Genomic DNA, 17,203 nt, shown 5'->3' with positions numbered 1-17,203 from the left:
TTGGAGAAGCCTCGATGCACTTCGATCTCGTGGACCTGCGCCTGCTCGCGGCCATTGCCGCGACCGGTAGCCTGAGCAAGGCGGCGGCGACCTTTCCGGTGGCGGTGTCGGCCGCCAGCACCCGGCTGCGCCTGTTCGAGGCGCGCTGTGGCCTGACCCTGTTCCTGCGCAAGGCCGACGGCATGCAGCTGACCCCCGCCGGGCGCCTGGTGCTGGAGTCGGCGCGCGGCGTGCTGGGCGAGGCGCAGAAGCTGCACGACACCCTAGGCGAGCTGGCCGGCCAGCGGCGCATTACCCTGCACCTGGCGGCCTCCACGGTGACCAACAGCACCTTGCTGCCGGCGGTGCTCGGGCCGTTCCTGGCCGACTACCCGGAGGTGGACCTGCAACTGGTCGAGCACAAGAGCATCGATGTGCTGCGGGTGGTGCTGGCCGGTGAGTGCGAGATCGGCGTGTACGACGGCAACCTGGTCAATGATGGCCTGGTGTCGCTGCCGTTTCGCACCGAGCGGCTGGTGCTGCTGGTGCCGCTCGATCACCCGTTGGCCGGGCGTGGCCAGCTGCGCCTGGCGGACGCCCTGGGTTTTCCCTTCGTCTGTCTGCCGGCCGAGCGCGCCATGCAGCGTTTCGTCGAGGAGCTGGCGATGAACCTGGCCATGCCGCTGAAGGTGCGGGTACGCGCCCCCAGCTTCGAAGCCATCGCCCAGCTGGTGGCCCAGCACGCCGGCATCGCCATGCTGCCCGAGACCGCCGCGGTACGCGCCGAACAGGAACTGGCGGTGCGCCGGGTGGCGCTGGAGGAGCGCTGGGCGACCCTGGAACTGCGCATCTGCTTTCGTGGCTGGGAGGCGCTGAGCTCCCATGGGCGGCAGCTGGTGAGCTTCCTTTCCGGGCAATAGCGCGGACGGATGTGTTGCGCGTCGAAATGCCATCATTTGGATATCAAATGTACCTGTGCAAACGCTGTCGAGCACATACAATCAGCGCTCTGAACGGTAAATCACAGGCCACTCCCACCCATGGCGTTCGACGCTTCCACCCTGCTGACCCTCTCCATTGCCCTGGCCGCGGTCGCCGCCTTGTACCTGGCCGTGGAATGGATCAGTGTGCGCGAGTCTTCCTTGCTGTGCTGGAGCGCCAGCTTCGCCACCATCAGCGTCGGCTCCTCGCTTGCCCTGCTGCGCGGCAGTGGTTATCTGTTCATCGGCATCTGGTTCGCCAATGGCATGCTGGTCGCCGCCCACTGGCTGTTTTTACTGGGGGTTTCGCGCTTCACCGAGGCGCGCCTGTCACGGGCCTGCTACCTGGCGCCGCTGCTCTGGCTCGGCCTGTTGCTGCTGCCGCAATGGCCGCTGTGGTCGAAGACTTTCCTGGTGGTCAACTCGCTGCTGGTCGCCAGCTTCACCCTGTACGCCAGTGCATTGCTGCGCCCGCACGGCAAGTCCCTCAGCGTGGGGGCGGTCCAGCTGCGCTACATCCTGCTGCTGCATGGCCTGTTCTACCTGGCCAAGACCTTGCCGGCGCTGCTGCCGGGGACGCTGATCGACCTCACGGCGTTCCGCGGGCAGATCATCCAGGCGTCGCTGGTGGAGGGTGCCATGGCGATCATGCTGATCGCCCTGTCGATGACCGGCACTGTGCGCTACCGCCGCGAGGAGCGCATCGAGCGCCTGGCCGCGCGCGATCCGCTGACCGCGCTGTACAACCGTCGCGCCCTGGAGGTGCGGGCGGCGAACTTGCTGAAGGAGGTCTCGCCGCAACGTCCGGGTGCTCTGTTGCTGATCGACATCGACCACTTCAAGCTGGTCAACGACCTGCACGGGCATGCCGCCGGCGACCGCCTGCTGGTGGCCTTGAGCGAAATGATCCGGGCGTTGCTGCCGGAGCGGGCGATCGCCGCGCGCCTCGGTGGTGACGAGTTCGTCATCCTGCTGGGTGATGCGTCGCGCCAGGCCATTGAACAGCTGGCCGATACCTTGCGCCGGCAGTTCCAGGCCACGGCCGAGCAATTGTTCCGCACCCCCGAAGCGGTGACCCTGAGCATCGGCGCCAACCTGTTCGACCGGCCACCGGCCAGCCTGGCGGCCCTGATCGAGCAGGGCGACGTGCTGCTGTACGCCTCCAAGCGCGGCGGGCGCAACAGCCTGCAGCTGGTGGACGGGCTGCGCGGCTGAGCTACTTGTTGTTGATGCATTGCGACTGCACCGAATAGCGCACGGTGCGCAGGGTGCCCTGGCTGTCCTCGAAGGTCATCAGCCGGGGCACCACCTCGCAGGTGCGCGGGTCGCCCGACTGGCGCACGAGGCGGGCGACGTCGAGCTTCATGCCATAGCGATAGTCGACGATCTCCGGCATCGGCTTGGCGCGTTGCGCCGCGTAGGCCGCCACGGCCTGCTGGTGGTCTTCAAGCAGCTGCTCGTTGTCCAGCCTGGAAAAGCCCGTGGCCTGGGCCGAAAGGGAAAGCGCCAGCAGGGCGGCGATCAGGGTCGGTCGTAGCATGGTGCGTGTCTCCGAAAGGTTCGTTTCGCAGTCCACGCTAGCGACGGGCAGCCGACAGCGGCATGACGCCCGAGTTACAGATATGAAAGGTGGCCGGGGATGCCGATCCCACGGCCGCGAATGACACGATTGTAATCCCCCCATCACCTTCCCGTTATCCGCCAGCGGCGAGCATCAGGCTCGGCCAACGGGGCTGGGTGCGCACGCATCTGGCCAGACCAGGGACGCTCCAGCGCCAAGGCCCGACAACAAGAACAGCCGCAATCGAAGGAGCAACGGATGACAAGCAATCCAACACTTTCCCTGGCCGCCCTGGTGGCGCTGGCCGGCTTCGGCCCGGCAGCCTGGGCCGCGCAAGAGCAGCAGGAAGGGTTCATCGAGGGCAGCCGCCTGAGCGTGCTCAACCGCAATTACTATTTCAACCGTGACCATCGCGACGGTCGCGCGCCCACCTACAACCCCGGCAAGGCCAGCGACAACGGCTACTCCGAAGCCTGGGCCCACGCCATCATCACCCGCTTCGAATCCGGTTTCACCCAGGGCACGGTGGGCGTCGGCGTGGATGCCTTCGCCATGCTCGGGCTCAAGCTCGACACCGGTGGCGGGCGCAACGGCGGGCGCAGTTCGTTCGACGTGCTGCCGGTGGACCGTGATGGCCAGGCCCGCGACGAATACAGCAAGGTCGGCGGCGCGGCCAAGGTGCGCCTGTTCGACACCGTGCTGCGGGTGGGCGATGTGTTCCCGGTCAACCCGGTGGTCGCTGCCGGCGACTCGCGGCTGCTGCCGGAAAGCTTTCGCGGGGTGACCCTGGAGAACACCAGCCTGCAAGGCTTGACGCTGCAGGCCGGGCGCCTGCACGCCATGAGCCAGCCGGTGTCCAGCGACCTGCGCGAGAACTTCGTGACCTTCTACGGCGGCCCGGTGGACTCGCCATGGATCGCCTACGGCGGCGGCGACTACGCGATCAACGAAAACGTCAGCGTGAGCCTGTTCGGCAGCCGCCTGAAGGACGTGTGGAACCAGTACTACGCCGGCACCAGCGTGACCTGGCCGTTGTCCGATGACCTGGCGCTGATCGGCGGGTTCAATTTCTACAATGCCAAGGATGAAGGGCGTCAGCGCCTGGGACAGTTCGACAACGACATCTGGAGCGCCAAGCTCGGCGTGCGCTACGGCGCCCACACCGTCGCGCTGACCCACCAGCGCAACAACGGCGACGACGATTTCGACTACCTGCGCCAGTCCGACTCGATCTTCCTCGACAACTCCATCCAGTACAGCGACTTCAACTCGCCGAAGGAGCGTTCGTGGATGCTGCGCTACGACCTGAACATGGCCGCCTACGGGGTGCCGGGGCTGTCGTTCATGACCCGCTATGGCCGTGGCAGCGACGCCGACTACAGCCACGCCAACGCCTACTACATGCGCCGCGATGACAACGGCGACCCGCTCACCGACCAGAAGCGCTGGGAGCGCGACATCGAGGTCAAGTACGTGGTGCAGACCGGCGCGGCCAAGGACCTGTCGCTGCGCGTGCGCCAGGCCACCACCCGGGCCACGGCCTTTGAATCGGACCTGGACGAGGTGCGGGTGATCGTCGAGTACCCCCTGTCGATCCTCTGAGCATTTCCCGAATTCACCTTGAGAAGCCCACGTGCTCCTTTGGTTACAGGTGAATGTCTTGACGCCTCCAATGAGGCGTCTTTTTTTTGCCCCCGATTTCGCCCCCCCACCTGTAGGAGCGGGCTTGTCCCGCGATCACGGGCAACGCCCGTGCCAAGCAGTAGCGATGCCTCGCTTGCCCTCGCCATGGGCCCTATCCAATCGAAGGCCCCACCCCGCGACAAGTTGTCTGCTTGACTTGCAGAGGTACCCTACGATCGTCAACTTGACTTCGCAGTCAGTTTTTGTGATCGTGCGCGCCCTCCCAGTTTCTCAAGCACCAGAAAAAGCATGGGCAGCCCAAGAGCTACCCAGAGGATCAACCATGTCCAACCGTGATATTTCCCGGCGTTCGTTCCTGCAAGGCGGGCTGATCGCCGGTGTCGGCGTGACCCTGGCGCCGCTCGGCAGCCAGGCCTTCGCCGCCCTGATGGAAAACAAGGTCACCACCTCGCCGCAGAAGTGGATGAACCACGACGGCAAGGCGCGTTTTCGTAACGACGCGCTGTCCAAGGTCTGTGGCAACAAGGTGTTCGCCCGCGACATCCGCGCCAAGGACATGCCCGGCTGGCCGCAGCAGCAGGGCCACGCCATGCTGCTCAAGGCCACCAAGGCCGACCGCATCTACGCAGGCCATGACCTGTCGCTGCTGGGCGCCGAGCTGCAGCCGGACCGTATCGTCACCGCCGACGACCTGAAGAAGGACGGCATCGCCTGGCCCGAAGCCCATTCGCCGGACCCGCTGCTGCCGCCGGGCCAGGTGCCGATGTTCATCGGCCACCCGGTGGCGATCCTGATCTGGAACGACTTCGAGCGTTTCCGCAAGGCCAAGCTCAAGCTGCAGTTCAACGACCAGGCAATCCGCTATGGCGCCCAGGCGCCGCTGTACCAGCGCGACCCCTACGGCAGCTTCCGTTTCGTGCGCGTGGGCGGCAAGACGCCGTTCGACGAGGACGAATACTCGAGCCTGAAGAACACCATGCTGTTCCCCACCATCCTGGCGCGCAAGCCGGTATGGACCGCCGAGCCCAAGCAGCACGGCACCCTCACCGAGCAGGGGATGTTCTACGCCCAGCGCATCGACGAGCAGCTCAAGCAGCCGCCGGAAGACTGGTTGCTGTTCGACGAACGCTACAAGACCCCGTCGATCGAGCCCGCGGCCCTCGAGCCGGACAACGGCAACGGCTGGTTCGACCCGGCCACCGGCACCCTGCATTTCGTCGTGGCCACCCAGTGCCCGTTCGAAGTGGCGCAGGAATGCGTGCACATGATCAAGCCGTCGCGCTTCGGCCTGAAGCACCTGAACATGCACCCGGGCTACACCGTCGGCTACGGCTCCAAGGACAACAACATCTTCGTGTTCTACGCCGCCGTCGCCGCCCTGTACGGCGCGGGCGTGCCGATCCGCCTGGCCAACGACCGCTATGAGCAGTTCCAGAGTGGCATCAAGCGCCACCCGTTCGACATCCGCTACCAGCTGGCCGTCGACAAGAAGGACATGAGCTTCAAGATTTTCCGCGCCGACATGAGCGTCGACGGCGGCGGGCGCATCAACTACAGCCCGTCGGTGGCCGCCGTGGGCGCCACCGCGGCGCAGTCGATCTACTATATGCCGCAGAACGACCTGTCGGTGACCGCCTACCATTCCCGTGGCGTCGAGGCAGGCTCCATGCGCGGCTACGGCACCCTGCAGAGCATGGCCGCCACCGAGATGATGGTCGACGAGATCGCCGACCGCCTGGGCGTTGACGCCATCGAGCTGCGCCGCAAGAACGCGCTCAAGTCGGGCATGAAGAACACCCAGGGCGCGGTGCCCGCCGGTGCCCTGCGCCTGCACGAGATCCTCGACAAGGCCGCCGCGCACGACTGGTGGAAGAACCGCCAGGCGCGCAAGCAGGCCGAAGACGCCAAGGACCACGACAACTGGTACGGCGTGGGCTTTGCCATCACCCAGAAAGACTTCGGCACCGGCTCCGAGGCGCCGATGGCGGCAGTCGAGTTCACCGCTGACGGCCGTATCAGCCTGCGCCATATCGGCACCGAACTGGGCACCGGTATGTCCACCTCCCAGGCCCTGGTGGTCAGCGACTTCCTCGGCCGTGTCGCCGACGAGGTCATGACCGCCCAGACCGAATGGCCGGAGCTGGCGCTGACCACCAGCGGCAACCCCTACCTGATCAGCCAGGCCGAGCAGGACGCCGCGCTGCGCAACCCGCGCTGGGTCGGCAAGCTGGCTTCGCCGTCGTCGGCGACCAACTCGGCGTTCTACTTCAGCCACGCCACCCGCGAAGCGGCCCGCGTGCTGTTCAACCACGGCCTGTGGCCGGCGGCCATGGCCCTGTGGAGCCAGGGCCCGTATGGCGGTCAGGCCAACCCGCTGGTGGTGCGCCGCGAGAACGCGGTGTGGGTCAACGGTGAGCTGACCGGCAACGGCCTGGCGCCGATCCCGTTCGCCACGCTGGCCAAGAAAGCCCATGAGATGGGCCTGGTCACCGGTGTCAGCGTGCACGGTTTCAACCGCTGGAGCTGGGCCGAGGCCGACTACGTCATCGACGGCGTGCGCGAGCGCCTGCCGCTCGATGCCGTGGCGGTAAAGTACGGCGACGGCGCGGTGAACGCGAAGAAGGCGCAGATGAACAGCGCCGGCTTCCACCTGCTTGACCGGCAGAACGCCGAGTACCCGGCCACCCAGCTGAACAACGCCATGGTCACCTACTACAGCCCGGTGGCGACCATCGTCGAGGTCAAGGTCAACAAGGGCAGCGGCGAGGTGACGGTGCTCAACCACCACAGCTGGGTCGAGTGCGGCCGGGTGCTGGTGCCGGAGCTGGTCAAGGGCCAGCTCGAGGGCGGTATCGCCATGGGCATCGGCCATGCGCTGCTGGAAGAAATGCCGCTGTACGAGGGTGGCCCGGGCGAGGGCGACTGGAACTTCAACCGTTACCGCCTGCCGATGGCCAAACATGTGGCGGTGTGGAAGCAGACTTCGGAGATCCTGCCGCCGCTGTCGCCGACCGACCCGTCCAAGGGCATCGCCGAAGTGGTGATGATCCCGGTGGTCGGCGCCATCGGCAACGCCGTGGCCCATGCCATCGGCAAGCGCGTGCGCGACCTGCCCATCACCCCCGCCCGAGTCAAGGAGGCCCTCAATGGCTGACCGCAAGCTGCAACTGACCCTCAACGGTCAACCTGTCGTCACCGAAGTGGTCCCCGATGACCTGGCGATGATCGACTTCCTGCACGAATACCAGAACCTCACCGGCTCGCGTCTTGGCTGCGGCCAGGGCATCTGCCATGCCTGCGTGGTGATCGTCGACAATCCCGACGGCACCAGCGAGGAAGTGCGCACCTGCATCACCGGCGCGCATTACTTCGAGGGCAAGAAAGTCCGCACCATCGAAGGCCACGCCAAGCTCGACGAAGCCGGCAACCCCGGCGAGCTGAACCCGATCCAGCAGAAGTTCGTCGACCGCTTCGCCTTCCAGTGCAGCTACTGCGCGCCGGGCTTCGTCAACGCCGCCACGGTGCTGGTGGAAAAGGCCCAGCGCAAGCCGCTGAAGCAGAGTGAGCTGGAGGGCGCCATCGAGGCCAGCCTCGGCCACCATGTGTGCCGCTGCACCGGCTACGTGCGTTACTACGAGGCGACCCGCGAAGTGCTGGGTGACCTCGGCCTGGTCAAGGAGGGTTGAGCATGACGCGCGTTCTGAGCAGCCTGGCCCTGGCCATCGGCGCACTGGTCACCTTCAACGCCCAGGCGGCGGACGAGGCCTTGATCAAGCGCGGCGAATACCTCGCCCGCGCCGCCGACTGCATGGCCTGCCACACCGCCGAAGGCGGCGCCCCGTATGCAGGCGGCCTGCCGATCCATTCGCCGTTCGGCACCATCTACGGCACCAACATCACCCCGGACAAGCAGTACGGTATCGGCAACTACAGCAGCGACGAGTTCTTCGCCGCCCTCACCGAGGGCAAGCGCAAGGACGGCGCCAACCTTTACCCGGCCATGCCGTACACCTCGTACCACCTGGTCAAGCGCGAGGACTCCGACGCCATCCATGCCTACCTGATGAGCGTGGCGCCGATCAACCGTCCGGCCCCGGAAACCAGCCTGAGTTTCCCGTTCAACGTACGCACCGGCCTGATCGGCTGGAACCTGCTGTATGGCAAGAGCGTGCAGTTGGAGGAGGGCAAGGGCAATAGCGAGGCGTGGAAGCGCGGCCAGTACATGGTCGAGGTGCTCGGCCACTGCGGCGAATGCCACACCCCGCGCAATCCGATTGGCGCGCTGCAGCAGGACAAGCGCCTGACCGGCGGCTTGCTGCTGGGCTACCTGGCACCAAGCCTGCTGGCCCAGGACCTGGCCGACCGCGGCTGGAACCAGGCGGACCTGGCGACCTTCCTCAAGCACGGGGTCAGCGCCCAGGGCAGCATGTTCAACGAGATGTACCCGGTGGTGCACCACAGCACCCAGCATCTGCAGGACAGCGACCTGGCGGCCATGGCCACCTACCTGCTCGGCGACCAGCCGCCGGCGGCCAAGGTGGTGCAGGCGGTCGCCCACGAAACCATGGGCGAGAGCGCCAAGCGCGGCCGCCAGCAGTACCTCAACGTCTGCGCCGGCTGCCACGGTGTCGAGGGCGAGGGCAAGCCGCACATCGCCGTGGCCATGCGCGGTAACACCGTGCTGCGCCAGGCCGACTCGCGCAACCTGGTCAAGGCCATCGTCGACGGCATCCGCGAGCAGCAGTTCACCGGTTTTGAGCGCATGCAGCCGATGCCGGGCTTCGCCGACAAGCTCGACGACCGGCAGCTGACCGATATGGTCAACTACCTGCGCGAAGCCTGGGGCGGCCTGCCGGGCGACCTGACCACCCAGCAGCTGGCCCAGCTGAAGGCGGACTGACCCGTGCAGCATCTCGACCTGCAGGTGGTGCGCCAGGCGGCGCAGTGGTCGCGTGACGGCTTGCGCGTGTGGCTGTGCACGGTGCTCTGCACCTACGGCTCGGCGCCGCGCGCGCCGGGCTCGCTGTTGGCGGTCAACGACCAGGGGCACTGGGTCGGCTCGCTGTCCGGCGGCTGCGTCGAGGAGGACTTCCTCGAACGCGTCGCCGCCGACGAGTTCGCCGCTGCCGTCGCCGTGGTGCGCTATGGCGACGGCAGCGACACCCGCGGCAACATCCGCCTGCCCTGCGGTGGCATCCTCGATGTGCTGGTGGAGAACCTGCCGGGCGACTGCGCGACCCAGGCACACCTGGGTGAGCTGGAGGCGGCCTTGCTGGGCCGTCGCCGGCTGCTGCGCGAGGTCGACCTGCGCACGGGCGAACGTCGCGTATTGGATGACCACAGCCAGGGGCCACGGGTGGAGCAGGGCGGCGAGTTCGTGCGCTTGCGCGTCGGCGCCGCCCAACGCCTGTTGCTGGCCGGCTACTCGAGCGTCGCGCACTTCTGCGCCGAGTTCGGCAAGGGCCTGGGCTTCGAGGTGGTGCTGTGCGACCCTCGCGACGAGGTGATGGACAACGTGGTGCTCGACGGGATAGAAATCCGTCGGGAACTGCCCTCGCTGTTCATCGCCAACGGTGGCTGCCACCGCGACACGGCGGTGGTGGCGCTCACCCACGACCCGAAGATCGACGACCTGGCCATGCTCGAAGCGGTACATACCGAAGCCTTCTACATCGGCGTGATGGGCTCGCGCGCCACCTCGGAAAAGCGCCGTGAACGCCTGCGCCGTATCGGCGGGCTCGACGATGCCGAGATGGCGCGCATCCATGCCCCCATCGGCCTCAACCTGGGCAGCAAGACGCCGGCGGAGATCGCCCTGGCGGTGCTCGCCGATATCCTCCGTACCCGCAGCGGCATCGCCCGCGAGGCTTTGTGAGCGTCGTCGCGTTGGTATTGGCGGCCGGCCAGGGTTCGCGCTTCGGCGCGGACAAGCGCCGGGCCGCGCTGGGCGATGGTCGCAGCCTGTTGCAGCATAGCGTCGAGCGCGCCCTGGCGGCGTTCGACGAGGTGCGCGTGGTGCTGCGCGCTGGCGAACGGGGCGAGGATCTGGGGTTGCCGGCGGGCTGCCGAATTGTCCATAGCCTCGAGGCCGGACTGGGCATGGGCCATAGCCTGGCGGCGGGCGCCGCTTCGCTGGGCGACAGCGAGGCGCAGGCGGTCGCCATCCTGTTGGGGGACATGCCGTGGATTCTGCCCGCAACCTTCCGGCGGTTGATCGCAAGCGCTGGCCCTGCGGTCATCGTGGTGCCGCGTCATCTGGGGCAGAATGGGCATCCGGTGCTGTTTGGGCGCAACTACTGGCCTGAACTCGCACTGATGGCCGGCGATGAGGGCGCGCGTTCGGTGCTGCAACGGCATCGGCAACAGTTGCAGGTGGTCGAGGTAGACGACGCAGGTGTATTGCGCGACGTCGATACACCCGCTGCGCTCGACTAGACTGCCCTGAGCCATTTTGCGGTCCCGGTGTAGGAGCGGCCTTGTGCCGCGAAAGGGGCGCGAAGCGGCCCCAGGCTCCGAGTCACCATCAATATCGCTGGGGCTGCTGCCGCAGCCCTTTCGCGGCACAAGGCCGCTCCTACACCGGGACTTTGTACCGATGCCACGGACAGCCATTGAGGGAAAACCCTCATTGCCGCTCATCCGGTGGCCTCCTAGCATGGATCCGGTCAACCCCCAGGCACAGGAGCACAGCCATGACCAACAGCAACGACGACAAACGCCCGACCCCCGATCCGGCCGAGGACAACGCCTTCTTCCCCTCGCCGTACTCCCTCAGCCAGTTCACCTCGACCAAGTCTGACCTCAGCGGCGCCGACTACCCCGACGCCTACAAGGGCGGACGCTGGAAAATCCTCTTGATCGGCGCCGACGAGCGCTACCTGCTCACCGACAACGGCACGCTGTTTTCCACCGGCAACCATCCGGTGGAAACCCTGCTGCCCATGTACCACCTGGACAAGGCCGGCTTCGCCTTCGATGTCGCGACCTTGTCGGGCAACCCGGTCAAGTTCGAATACTGGGCCATGCCGCGCGAGGACCAGCAGGTGCTCGGCCTGTTCGAGCGCTACAAGCCAGCCTTCAAGCAGCCGCGCAGGCTCGCCGAGGTGATCGACAGTGCCCTGGGTGACGACTCCGATTACATTGGCGTATTCATTCCCGGCGGTCACGGCGCTTTGATCGGCCTGCCGGAAAGCAAAGAAGTCGCCCAGGTGTTGAAATGGGCGGCGGATCACGACAAGTTCGTTATCACCCTGTGCCACGGTCCGGCGGCGCTGCTGGCTGGCGGCAAACTGTTCGATGGCTACAAGATCTGCGCCTTCCCCGATGAGCTGGATGCCAAGACCCCGGACATCGGCTACATGCCCGGTCACCTGACCTGGAAGTTCGGCGAGCGTCTGCAGGCGCAGGGCGTCGAGATCGTCAACGAGGGTATCTCCGGCGCCGTCCACCAGGACCGTCGGTTGCTCACCGGCGACAGCCCGCTGGCCGGCAACGCCTTGGGCAAGCTGGCTGCCGCGGCGTTGCTCAAGGCGGCCAACGGCGGGTGAGCGGCATGCCGTTCGACGAGGTGGTACAGGCGGTCCGGCAGATCGAGCAGGCTACCGCCCTGACGACGATCCAGACGGCCGTGCGCAACGTCGCCCGGCCGCTGGGCTATGACCGCTTTGTGTTGTTCAGCGCCAGCGCTGCGCGGGATGAAGTGGTCGAGCGCATCCACTGGGTGGAAGGGGACTGGTTCGGTGATGGCCAGGTGGTCGATGCCCGGACCTACGTGCGCCATTGCCCGGTGACGCGGCACCTGCTGGCGGCGCGTGAGCCTTTCTTCTGGAGCAAGCAGCCGAGCGACGAAGGCGAACGCTACCGTGTGGTTCGGGTGCCTGGCGGGCCGGGTATCCATGGCCTGCAAGTGCCGGTGTTCGGCCCGGCGGGCCTGGAGGGAGCGATGAGCCTGGGCGGTGTGCGCATCGACGCTTCGGCGCCGGCGCGCCTGGCCCTGAGCCTGCTGGCCAACGCCGCGTTCCTCGGTGCACGGCGGCTGCTGGAGGCACCGCCCGGCGAGGGTCAGCTGTCGGCGCGTGAGCGCCAGGTGCTGGCCTGGACCGCCGCCGGGCAGCGCCAGGCGGATATCGCCGCCACCCTGGGCCTGTCGGTGCGCACCGTGGAAAACCATCTTCGCGCCGCCCGCCGGCGCCTGGGGGTGAGCACCACCGCCCAGGCGATCAGGATCGCCCTGGGCAGCGGCGCGCTCGACTGACTCAGCCGTTGTGCGCAACCGTCAACACCACCTTGCCGATATGCCGGCCAGACTCCATCAGGGCATGGGCCTGGCTGGCCGCCGCCAGCGGGAAGGTCGCGTGAACCAATGGCTTGACCGAACCGCTGCGCACATGAGGCCAGGCCTTGGCCAGCAGGTCCGTGAGAATCGCTGCCTTGTCGTCGGCACTGCGCGCGCGCAGCGTCGAGCCGATATGGGTCAGGCGCTTGGTCAGCAGGGGGAACAGGTCGACCTCGGTGGCCGGGCCCTTGACCACGCCGATCTGCACGATGCGTCCGTCCATGGCCGCGGCCTTGAAATTGCGGGCCACATAGTCACCGGCGATGATGTCGACGATCACGTCCACGCCCTTGCCCTCGGTGTGCAGCATGACCTGTTCGACGAAGTCCTCGCGGGTGTAGTCGATGGCCACGTCGGCGCCCAGTTCCAGGCTGGCGGCCTGTTGCCCGGCGCCATTGACCGTGGTGAGGATCTTCGCCGCGCCCAAGGCACGGGCCAGCTGCGTGGCGGTGGTGCCGATGCCGGAGGCGCCGCCGTGGATCAGCACGCTTTCACCGGCCTTGAAGCCGCCACGCTGGAACAGGTTGACCCAGACGGTCATGAACGTTTCTGGCAAGGCCGCGCCCTCGACCATCGACAGGTTGTCCGGCAGGTGCGCGGTGGTGCGCTCGTCGGCCACGGCGTACTCGGCGTAGCCGCCGCCCTGGACCAGGGCGATCACCGCGTCGCCCACGGCAAAGTGGCGGACCTGCTCGCCGGTGGCCACGACCTTGCCGGCGATCTCCAGCCCCGGAATGTCCGGCGCGCCGGCGGGCGGGTCGTACAGGCCCTTGCGCTGCAGCAGGTCGGGGCCGTTGACGCCGGCGGCATGGACCTGGATCAGCACCTCCCGGGGGCCTGGTCGAGGCGTGGCATGGGTGGTGGCCTGCAGGACCTCGGGGCCCCCAGGTTGGGTAATATCGATGGCGGTCATGTGAGTGGGGATGTGACGCATGAAAACCTCTGTCATTCTGAGGAAAGGCCGCTTTGGCCCGGTGCGTCACAGGGTATGAAACCCACGCTGCGCGGTCGCGCGGCGATTTTGCGATGCACCTTTGCAGATTTTCTTCAGGTGAGATTTGTGTCGCGGTACCTGCCCTGTGGGAGCGGGTTTGCCCGCGAATACGTTGGTGAACCCACTACTGTTTTCGCGGGTAAACCCGCTCCCACAGGCTCTCGTTACCCGACGAATGATGGAGTGAGCGAATGAACTGGGATGACGCCCGCATGCTGCTGGCCTTGAGCCGAGAACTGACCCTGCGCCGCGCCGCCCGGGTACTGCGCGTCGACCAGGCCACCGTGGGCCGGCGGGTGGCGGCGCTGGAGGCCGACCTTGGCGCGACCCTGTTCCTGCGTACGCCCGCCGGCTACCAGCTCACCGCCACCGGTGAAGTGGCCGTGGAAATGGCGCAGAAGATGGAGCAGGCTGCCCTGGAGTTGGCCCGTCGCACCCGGGGCAGCGATAACGAACAGGCCGGCGAGGTGCGCATCGCCACCACCGATTCCCTGGCGCTGGAGTTCGTCATCCCGGCGCTGCGCCGGTTGCACGACGATCACCCCGAGGTGCGCATCGTGCTCAGCGGCAGCTCGGAGATTGTCAACCTGTCGCAACGCGAAACCGACATTGCCATCCGCAACCAGCGCCCGGACAACCCCGACCTGGTGCTGCGCAAGCTGGCCAGCTGGCAGATGGGGCTGTTCGCCTCGGCGGACTATCTGGCGCGTCGCGGCATGCCGCAGGAGGGCAGTTTTGCCGGCCATGACCTGGTGGTGTACGAGCCGTACTGGCGTGATCGCGGGGTACCGACCCTGGTGGACGTGCCCATGGGCGAGGGCAGGGTGGTGATGGCGGCCAATGCCAGCATGATGCTGCGCCGGGGCATTGCCGAAGGGTTGGGCCTGGGCGAGATCCCCGTGGCGTTGGGGCAGCGCGACGGCCTGCTGCGGGTCTGGCCGCAGCGCGCGCGCAGCCAGCCCTACGAGGTGTGGATGGTCACCCATCGCGACCTGCGCCACACGGCGCGGGTGCGGGCAGTGATCGACCAGCTGGTGCAGGCGTTTGCCGATTGAGGACGCTGTGCGGTGCGAATACCTTCAGTTGGCGGGCAGCTTCAGCGGATGCAAGGCGCGGAAACCCTGGGCCTCTTCAACCAGCCAGTCATGCACTGCACGCGCTCCCGGCTGGCTCAGTCCGCCCGGCGGATACAGCAGCACATAGCGCTTGTGGTTGGCGATCGGCACCCCGAACGGCACGATCAGCGCGCCGCGCTCCAGCTCGTCGTTGAGCAGGGTGCGCCGGGCGATGGCCACGCCGACGCCGGCGATGGCGGCCTCGATGGTCAGGTGGTTGCGGTTGAAGGTGTGCCCGCGGCGCACGTCCAGCCCGCCGGCGCCGATGCCGTCGAGGTAGAACTCCCATTCGGCGTACTCCGAGCTGCCGCGCCAGGCGGTGATGTCGTGCAGCAGCGGGTAGTGGGCCAGGTCCGCCGGCCCGTGCAGCGGCGGGCGGCCACGCAGCAGGGCCGGCGAGCAGACCGGAAAGATCTGCTCGTCCAGCAGCGGGGTGGAGAGCATGCCCGGGTAGCTGCCGTCGTTGAGGTCGATGGCCAGGTCGAAGTCTTCCGGGTGCAGCGCCTGGTTGCTGTCCTCGGCCACCAGGCGCAGCTCGATGTCCGGGTAGCGCTGCTGGAAGCGTGGCAGGCGCGGTGTCAGCCACTTGGCCAGGAACGAGGGGATCGAGCGCAAGCGCAAGGTGCCACGGATTTCACCGGCATCCAGACGCAGCAGCTCGGCCTCGATGCTGCCGTAGGCCTCGGCCACGGTCTGGGCCAGGCGCTGGCCTTCGGCGGACAGCTCGACGCCGCGGGCGCGGCGCAGGAACAGGCGAAAGCCCAGGCGTTCCTCGAGCTGGCGCATTTGTTGGCTGACCGCGCCGGGGGTGATGTGCAGCTCCTCGGCGCAACGGGTGAACGACAGGTGCCGCGCCGCACAGGAGAACACGTGCAGCCAGACGAACACCTGGCCGTTGAGTGGGCCTTTCATCGTTTAGTCCTGCTAAAGGCTTATGTAGGAAGTTTCGTTGGTCAAGCTGGCCTGAGAGGGGCAGTATCGCGCAACTTGGCAATATCGCTCAAATTTTCCAGAGAGCCGTGGCATATCCTAGATGGTTGTCACGGTCAGGCATTAGCATGGCTATCAGTGTTTTCGACCTTTTCAAGATTGGCATCGGCCCGTCCAGCTCCCATACCGTCGGCCCCATGCGCGCCGCGGCGACCTTCGCCCAGGCCCTGCGTGAACGCGGCCTGCTGGCCCAGGTGCGGCGGGTCGAGGTGCGCCTCTATGGCTCGCTGTCGGCCACCGGTGTCGGTCACGCCACGGACCGCGCCTGCCTGCTGGGGTTGATGGGCCAGTGGCCGGACCGCATCGATCCGCACAGCATCGAGCCACGCATCGACCAGCTGATGCAGGAGCAGTGCCTGATGCTCGATGGCAGCCAGCCGATCGAGTTCCAGTACAGCCGTGACATGCGCCTGCTCGACGAGAGCCTGGCCTATCACCCCAATGCGATGACCCTGGAAAGCTTCGACGGGCAGGGCAGCCAGTTCAGCCAGACCTACTATTCCGTGGGTGGCGGCTTTATCGTCGAGCAAAGCGAGATCGATGCGCCGCAAGGCAGCGACAACCTGGTCGCCTTGCCCTACGAATTCTCCAGCGGCGCCGAACTGCTGGCCCTGTGCAAGGCCCACAACCTGAGCGTCAGCCAGCTGATGCTGGCCAACGAGTGCGCCTGGCGCCCGGAAAGCGAGGTGCGCGAAGGCCTGCTGAAGATCTGGGCGGCGATGGGCGAGTGCGTCGACAACGGCCTGCGCAACGAAGGCATCCTGCCCGGCGGGCTGAAGGTCAAGCGCCGGGCGGCGCGCCTGCACCGCAGCCTGCAGGAGGTCGGCAAGCCCAACGTGATCGGCTCGACCCTCAGCGCCATGGAATGGGTCAACCTGTTTGCCCTGGCGGTCAACGAAGAGAACGCCGCCGGCGGGCGCATGGTCACCGCGCCCACCAACGGCGCGGCCGGGATCATCCCGGCGGTGCTGCATTACTACATGAAGTTCAACCCCGGTGCCTGCGACGACGACGTGGTGGCGTTCCTCCTGGCCGCCGCAGCAGTGGGCATCCTGTGCAAGAAGAACGCCTCGATCTCCGGTGCCGAAGTGGGCTGCCAGGGCGAGGTGGGCTCGGCCTGCTCGATGGCCGCCGCGGGGCTTGCCGAAGTACTGGGCGCCACGCCGCCACAGCTGGAAAACGCCGCCGAGATCGCCCTTGAGCACAACCTCGGGCTGACCTGCGACCCGGTCGGCGGCCTGGTGCAGATCCCCTGCATCGAGCGCAACGCGATCGCTGCGGTGAAGGCCATCAACGCCGTGCAGATGGCCTTGCGCGGCGACGGCGAACACTTCATCTCCCTCGACCGGGTGATCCGTACCATGCGCGATACCGGCGCGGACATGCACGCCAACTACAAGGAAACCTCCCGCGGCGGCCTGGCTGTCGCGTTCGTCGAGTGCTGATGGCTCCGTACGGACCACGCTGTAGGAGCGGCCTCGTGCCGCGAAAGGGCCGCAAAGCGGCCCCGGCGATACTCCTCCCACACTGAAATTCTTGGGCTGCACTGCAGCCCGTTCGCGGCACAAGGCCGCTCCTACAGGGGAGCGGTATCAACCTGCAACA

The 17,203-nt window shown here is 67.0% G+C and carries 15 protein-coding genes; 12 read left to right on the top strand and 3 right to left on the bottom strand.

Annotated features, from left to right (window positions below; translation table 11 throughout):
- Positions 1-14: 14 nt before the first annotated feature.
- Positions 15-899, top strand: coding sequence for a LysR substrate-binding domain-containing protein (locus tag NMG10_RS07870; RefSeq protein ID WP_203652388.1), 885 nt, complete (start codon positions 15-17; stop codon positions 897-899).
- Between the two features lie 120 nt (positions 900-1,019).
- Positions 1,020-2,174, top strand: coding sequence for a diguanylate cyclase (locus NMG10_RS07865; RefSeq protein ID WP_232855524.1), 1,155 nt, complete (start codon positions 1,020-1,022; stop codon positions 2,172-2,174).
- Between the two features lies 1 nt (position 2,175).
- On the opposite strand, the gene NMG10_RS07860 is transcribed toward NMG10_RS07865, so the two are convergent.
- Entirely contained in the window at positions 2,176-2,499 is a 324-nt protein-coding gene (locus tag NMG10_RS07860; RefSeq protein ID WP_186733182.1) for a DUF2790 domain-containing protein, read from the bottom strand.
- A 279-nt stretch (positions 2,500-2,778) separates the two neighbouring features.
- On the opposite strand from NMG10_RS07860, the gene NMG10_RS07855 reads away from it, so the two are divergent.
- From NMG10_RS07855 to NMG10_RS07820, 8 genes are all read left to right on the top strand, one after another.
- Positions 2,779-4,122 carry an OprD family porin gene (locus tag NMG10_RS07855; protein WP_232855523.1) on the top strand — a complete coding sequence of 448 codons (1,344 nt, stop codon included), beginning with the start codon at positions 2,779-2,781 and terminating at the stop codon, positions 4,120-4,122.
- Positions 4,123-4,486: 364 nt separating this feature from the next.
- Positions 4,487-7,318, top strand: a complete 2,832-nt coding sequence (locus NMG10_RS07850) for a xanthine dehydrogenase family protein molybdopterin-binding subunit (RefSeq protein WP_254464118.1) — start codon at positions 4,487-4,489, stop codon at positions 7,316-7,318.
- A complete protein-coding gene (locus NMG10_RS07845; RefSeq protein ID WP_110738705.1) occupies positions 7,311-7,850 on the top strand; it encodes a (2Fe-2S)-binding protein in 540 nt (179 codons plus the stop codon). The genes NMG10_RS07850 and NMG10_RS07845 overlap by 8 nt, the downstream gene beginning before the upstream one ends.
- A gap of 2 nt (positions 7,851-7,852) precedes the next feature.
- A complete protein-coding gene (locus NMG10_RS07840) occupies positions 7,853-9,064 on the top strand; it encodes a cytochrome c (protein ID WP_203652392.1) in 1,212 nt (403 codons plus the stop codon).
- A 3-nt stretch (positions 9,065-9,067) separates the two neighbouring features.
- On the top strand, positions 9,068-10,039 hold the full coding sequence (locus NMG10_RS07835) for an XdhC family protein (protein WP_232855521.1): 972 nt from the start codon (positions 9,068-9,070) through the stop codon (positions 10,037-10,039).
- Positions 10,036-10,599 (top strand): NTP transferase domain-containing protein, encoded by a 564-nt coding sequence (locus NMG10_RS07830; RefSeq protein WP_203652394.1) that lies wholly within the window; start codon positions 10,036-10,038, stop codon positions 10,597-10,599. Before NMG10_RS07835 ends, NMG10_RS07830 begins: the two co-directional genes overlap by 4 nt.
- 257 nt (positions 10,600-10,856) lie before the next feature.
- Entirely contained in the window at positions 10,857-11,711 is an 855-nt protein-coding gene (gene hchA, locus NMG10_RS07825; RefSeq protein ID WP_254464117.1) for a glyoxalase III HchA, read from the top strand.
- Positions 11,712-11,716: 5 nt separating this feature from the next.
- Entirely contained in the window at positions 11,717-12,418 is a 702-nt protein-coding gene (locus NMG10_RS07820) for a PA1136 family autoinducer-binding transcriptional regulator (protein WP_254464116.1), read from the top strand.
- A gap of 1 nt (position 12,419) precedes the next feature.
- Here NMG10_RS07820 and NMG10_RS07815 read toward each other — a convergent pair whose 3' ends face one another.
- Positions 12,420-13,412 carry an NAD(P)H-quinone oxidoreductase gene (locus tag NMG10_RS07815; RefSeq protein WP_324256567.1) on the bottom strand — a complete coding sequence of 331 codons (993 nt, stop codon included), beginning with the start codon at positions 13,410-13,412 and terminating at the stop codon, positions 12,420-12,422.
- Positions 13,413-13,684: 272 nt separating this feature from the next.
- On the opposite strand from NMG10_RS07815, the gene NMG10_RS07810 reads away from it, so the two are divergent.
- Complete coding sequence (locus NMG10_RS07810; RefSeq protein WP_254464114.1) at positions 13,685-14,548, top strand: LysR family transcriptional regulator; 864 nt, start codon at positions 13,685-13,687, stop codon at positions 14,546-14,548.
- A 24-nt stretch (positions 14,549-14,572) separates the two neighbouring features.
- Here the strand turns inward: NMG10_RS07810 and NMG10_RS07805 are convergent, their stop codons facing one another.
- Positions 14,573-15,520: a LysR substrate-binding domain-containing protein gene (locus NMG10_RS07805; protein WP_254464113.1), complete on the bottom strand. Its 948-nt coding sequence runs from the start codon at positions 15,518-15,520 to the stop codon at positions 14,573-14,575.
- A gap of 146 nt (positions 15,521-15,666) precedes the next feature.
- Here NMG10_RS07805 and NMG10_RS07800 point away from each other — a divergent pair, with 146 nt between their 5' ends.
- Complete coding sequence (locus tag NMG10_RS07800) at positions 15,667-17,043, top strand: L-serine ammonia-lyase (protein WP_254464112.1); 1,377 nt, start codon at positions 15,667-15,669, stop codon at positions 17,041-17,043.
- The last annotated feature ends 160 nt before the right edge of the window (positions 17,044-17,203 follow it).

Origin of the sequence: Pseudomonas sp. DVZ6 (assembly GCF_024259445.1) — a bacterium.
GTDB lineage: Bacteria > Pseudomonadota > Gammaproteobacteria > Pseudomonadales > Pseudomonadaceae > Aquipseudomonas > Aquipseudomonas peradeniyensis.
This window is presented reverse-complemented; position numbering and strand designations above follow the sequence as displayed.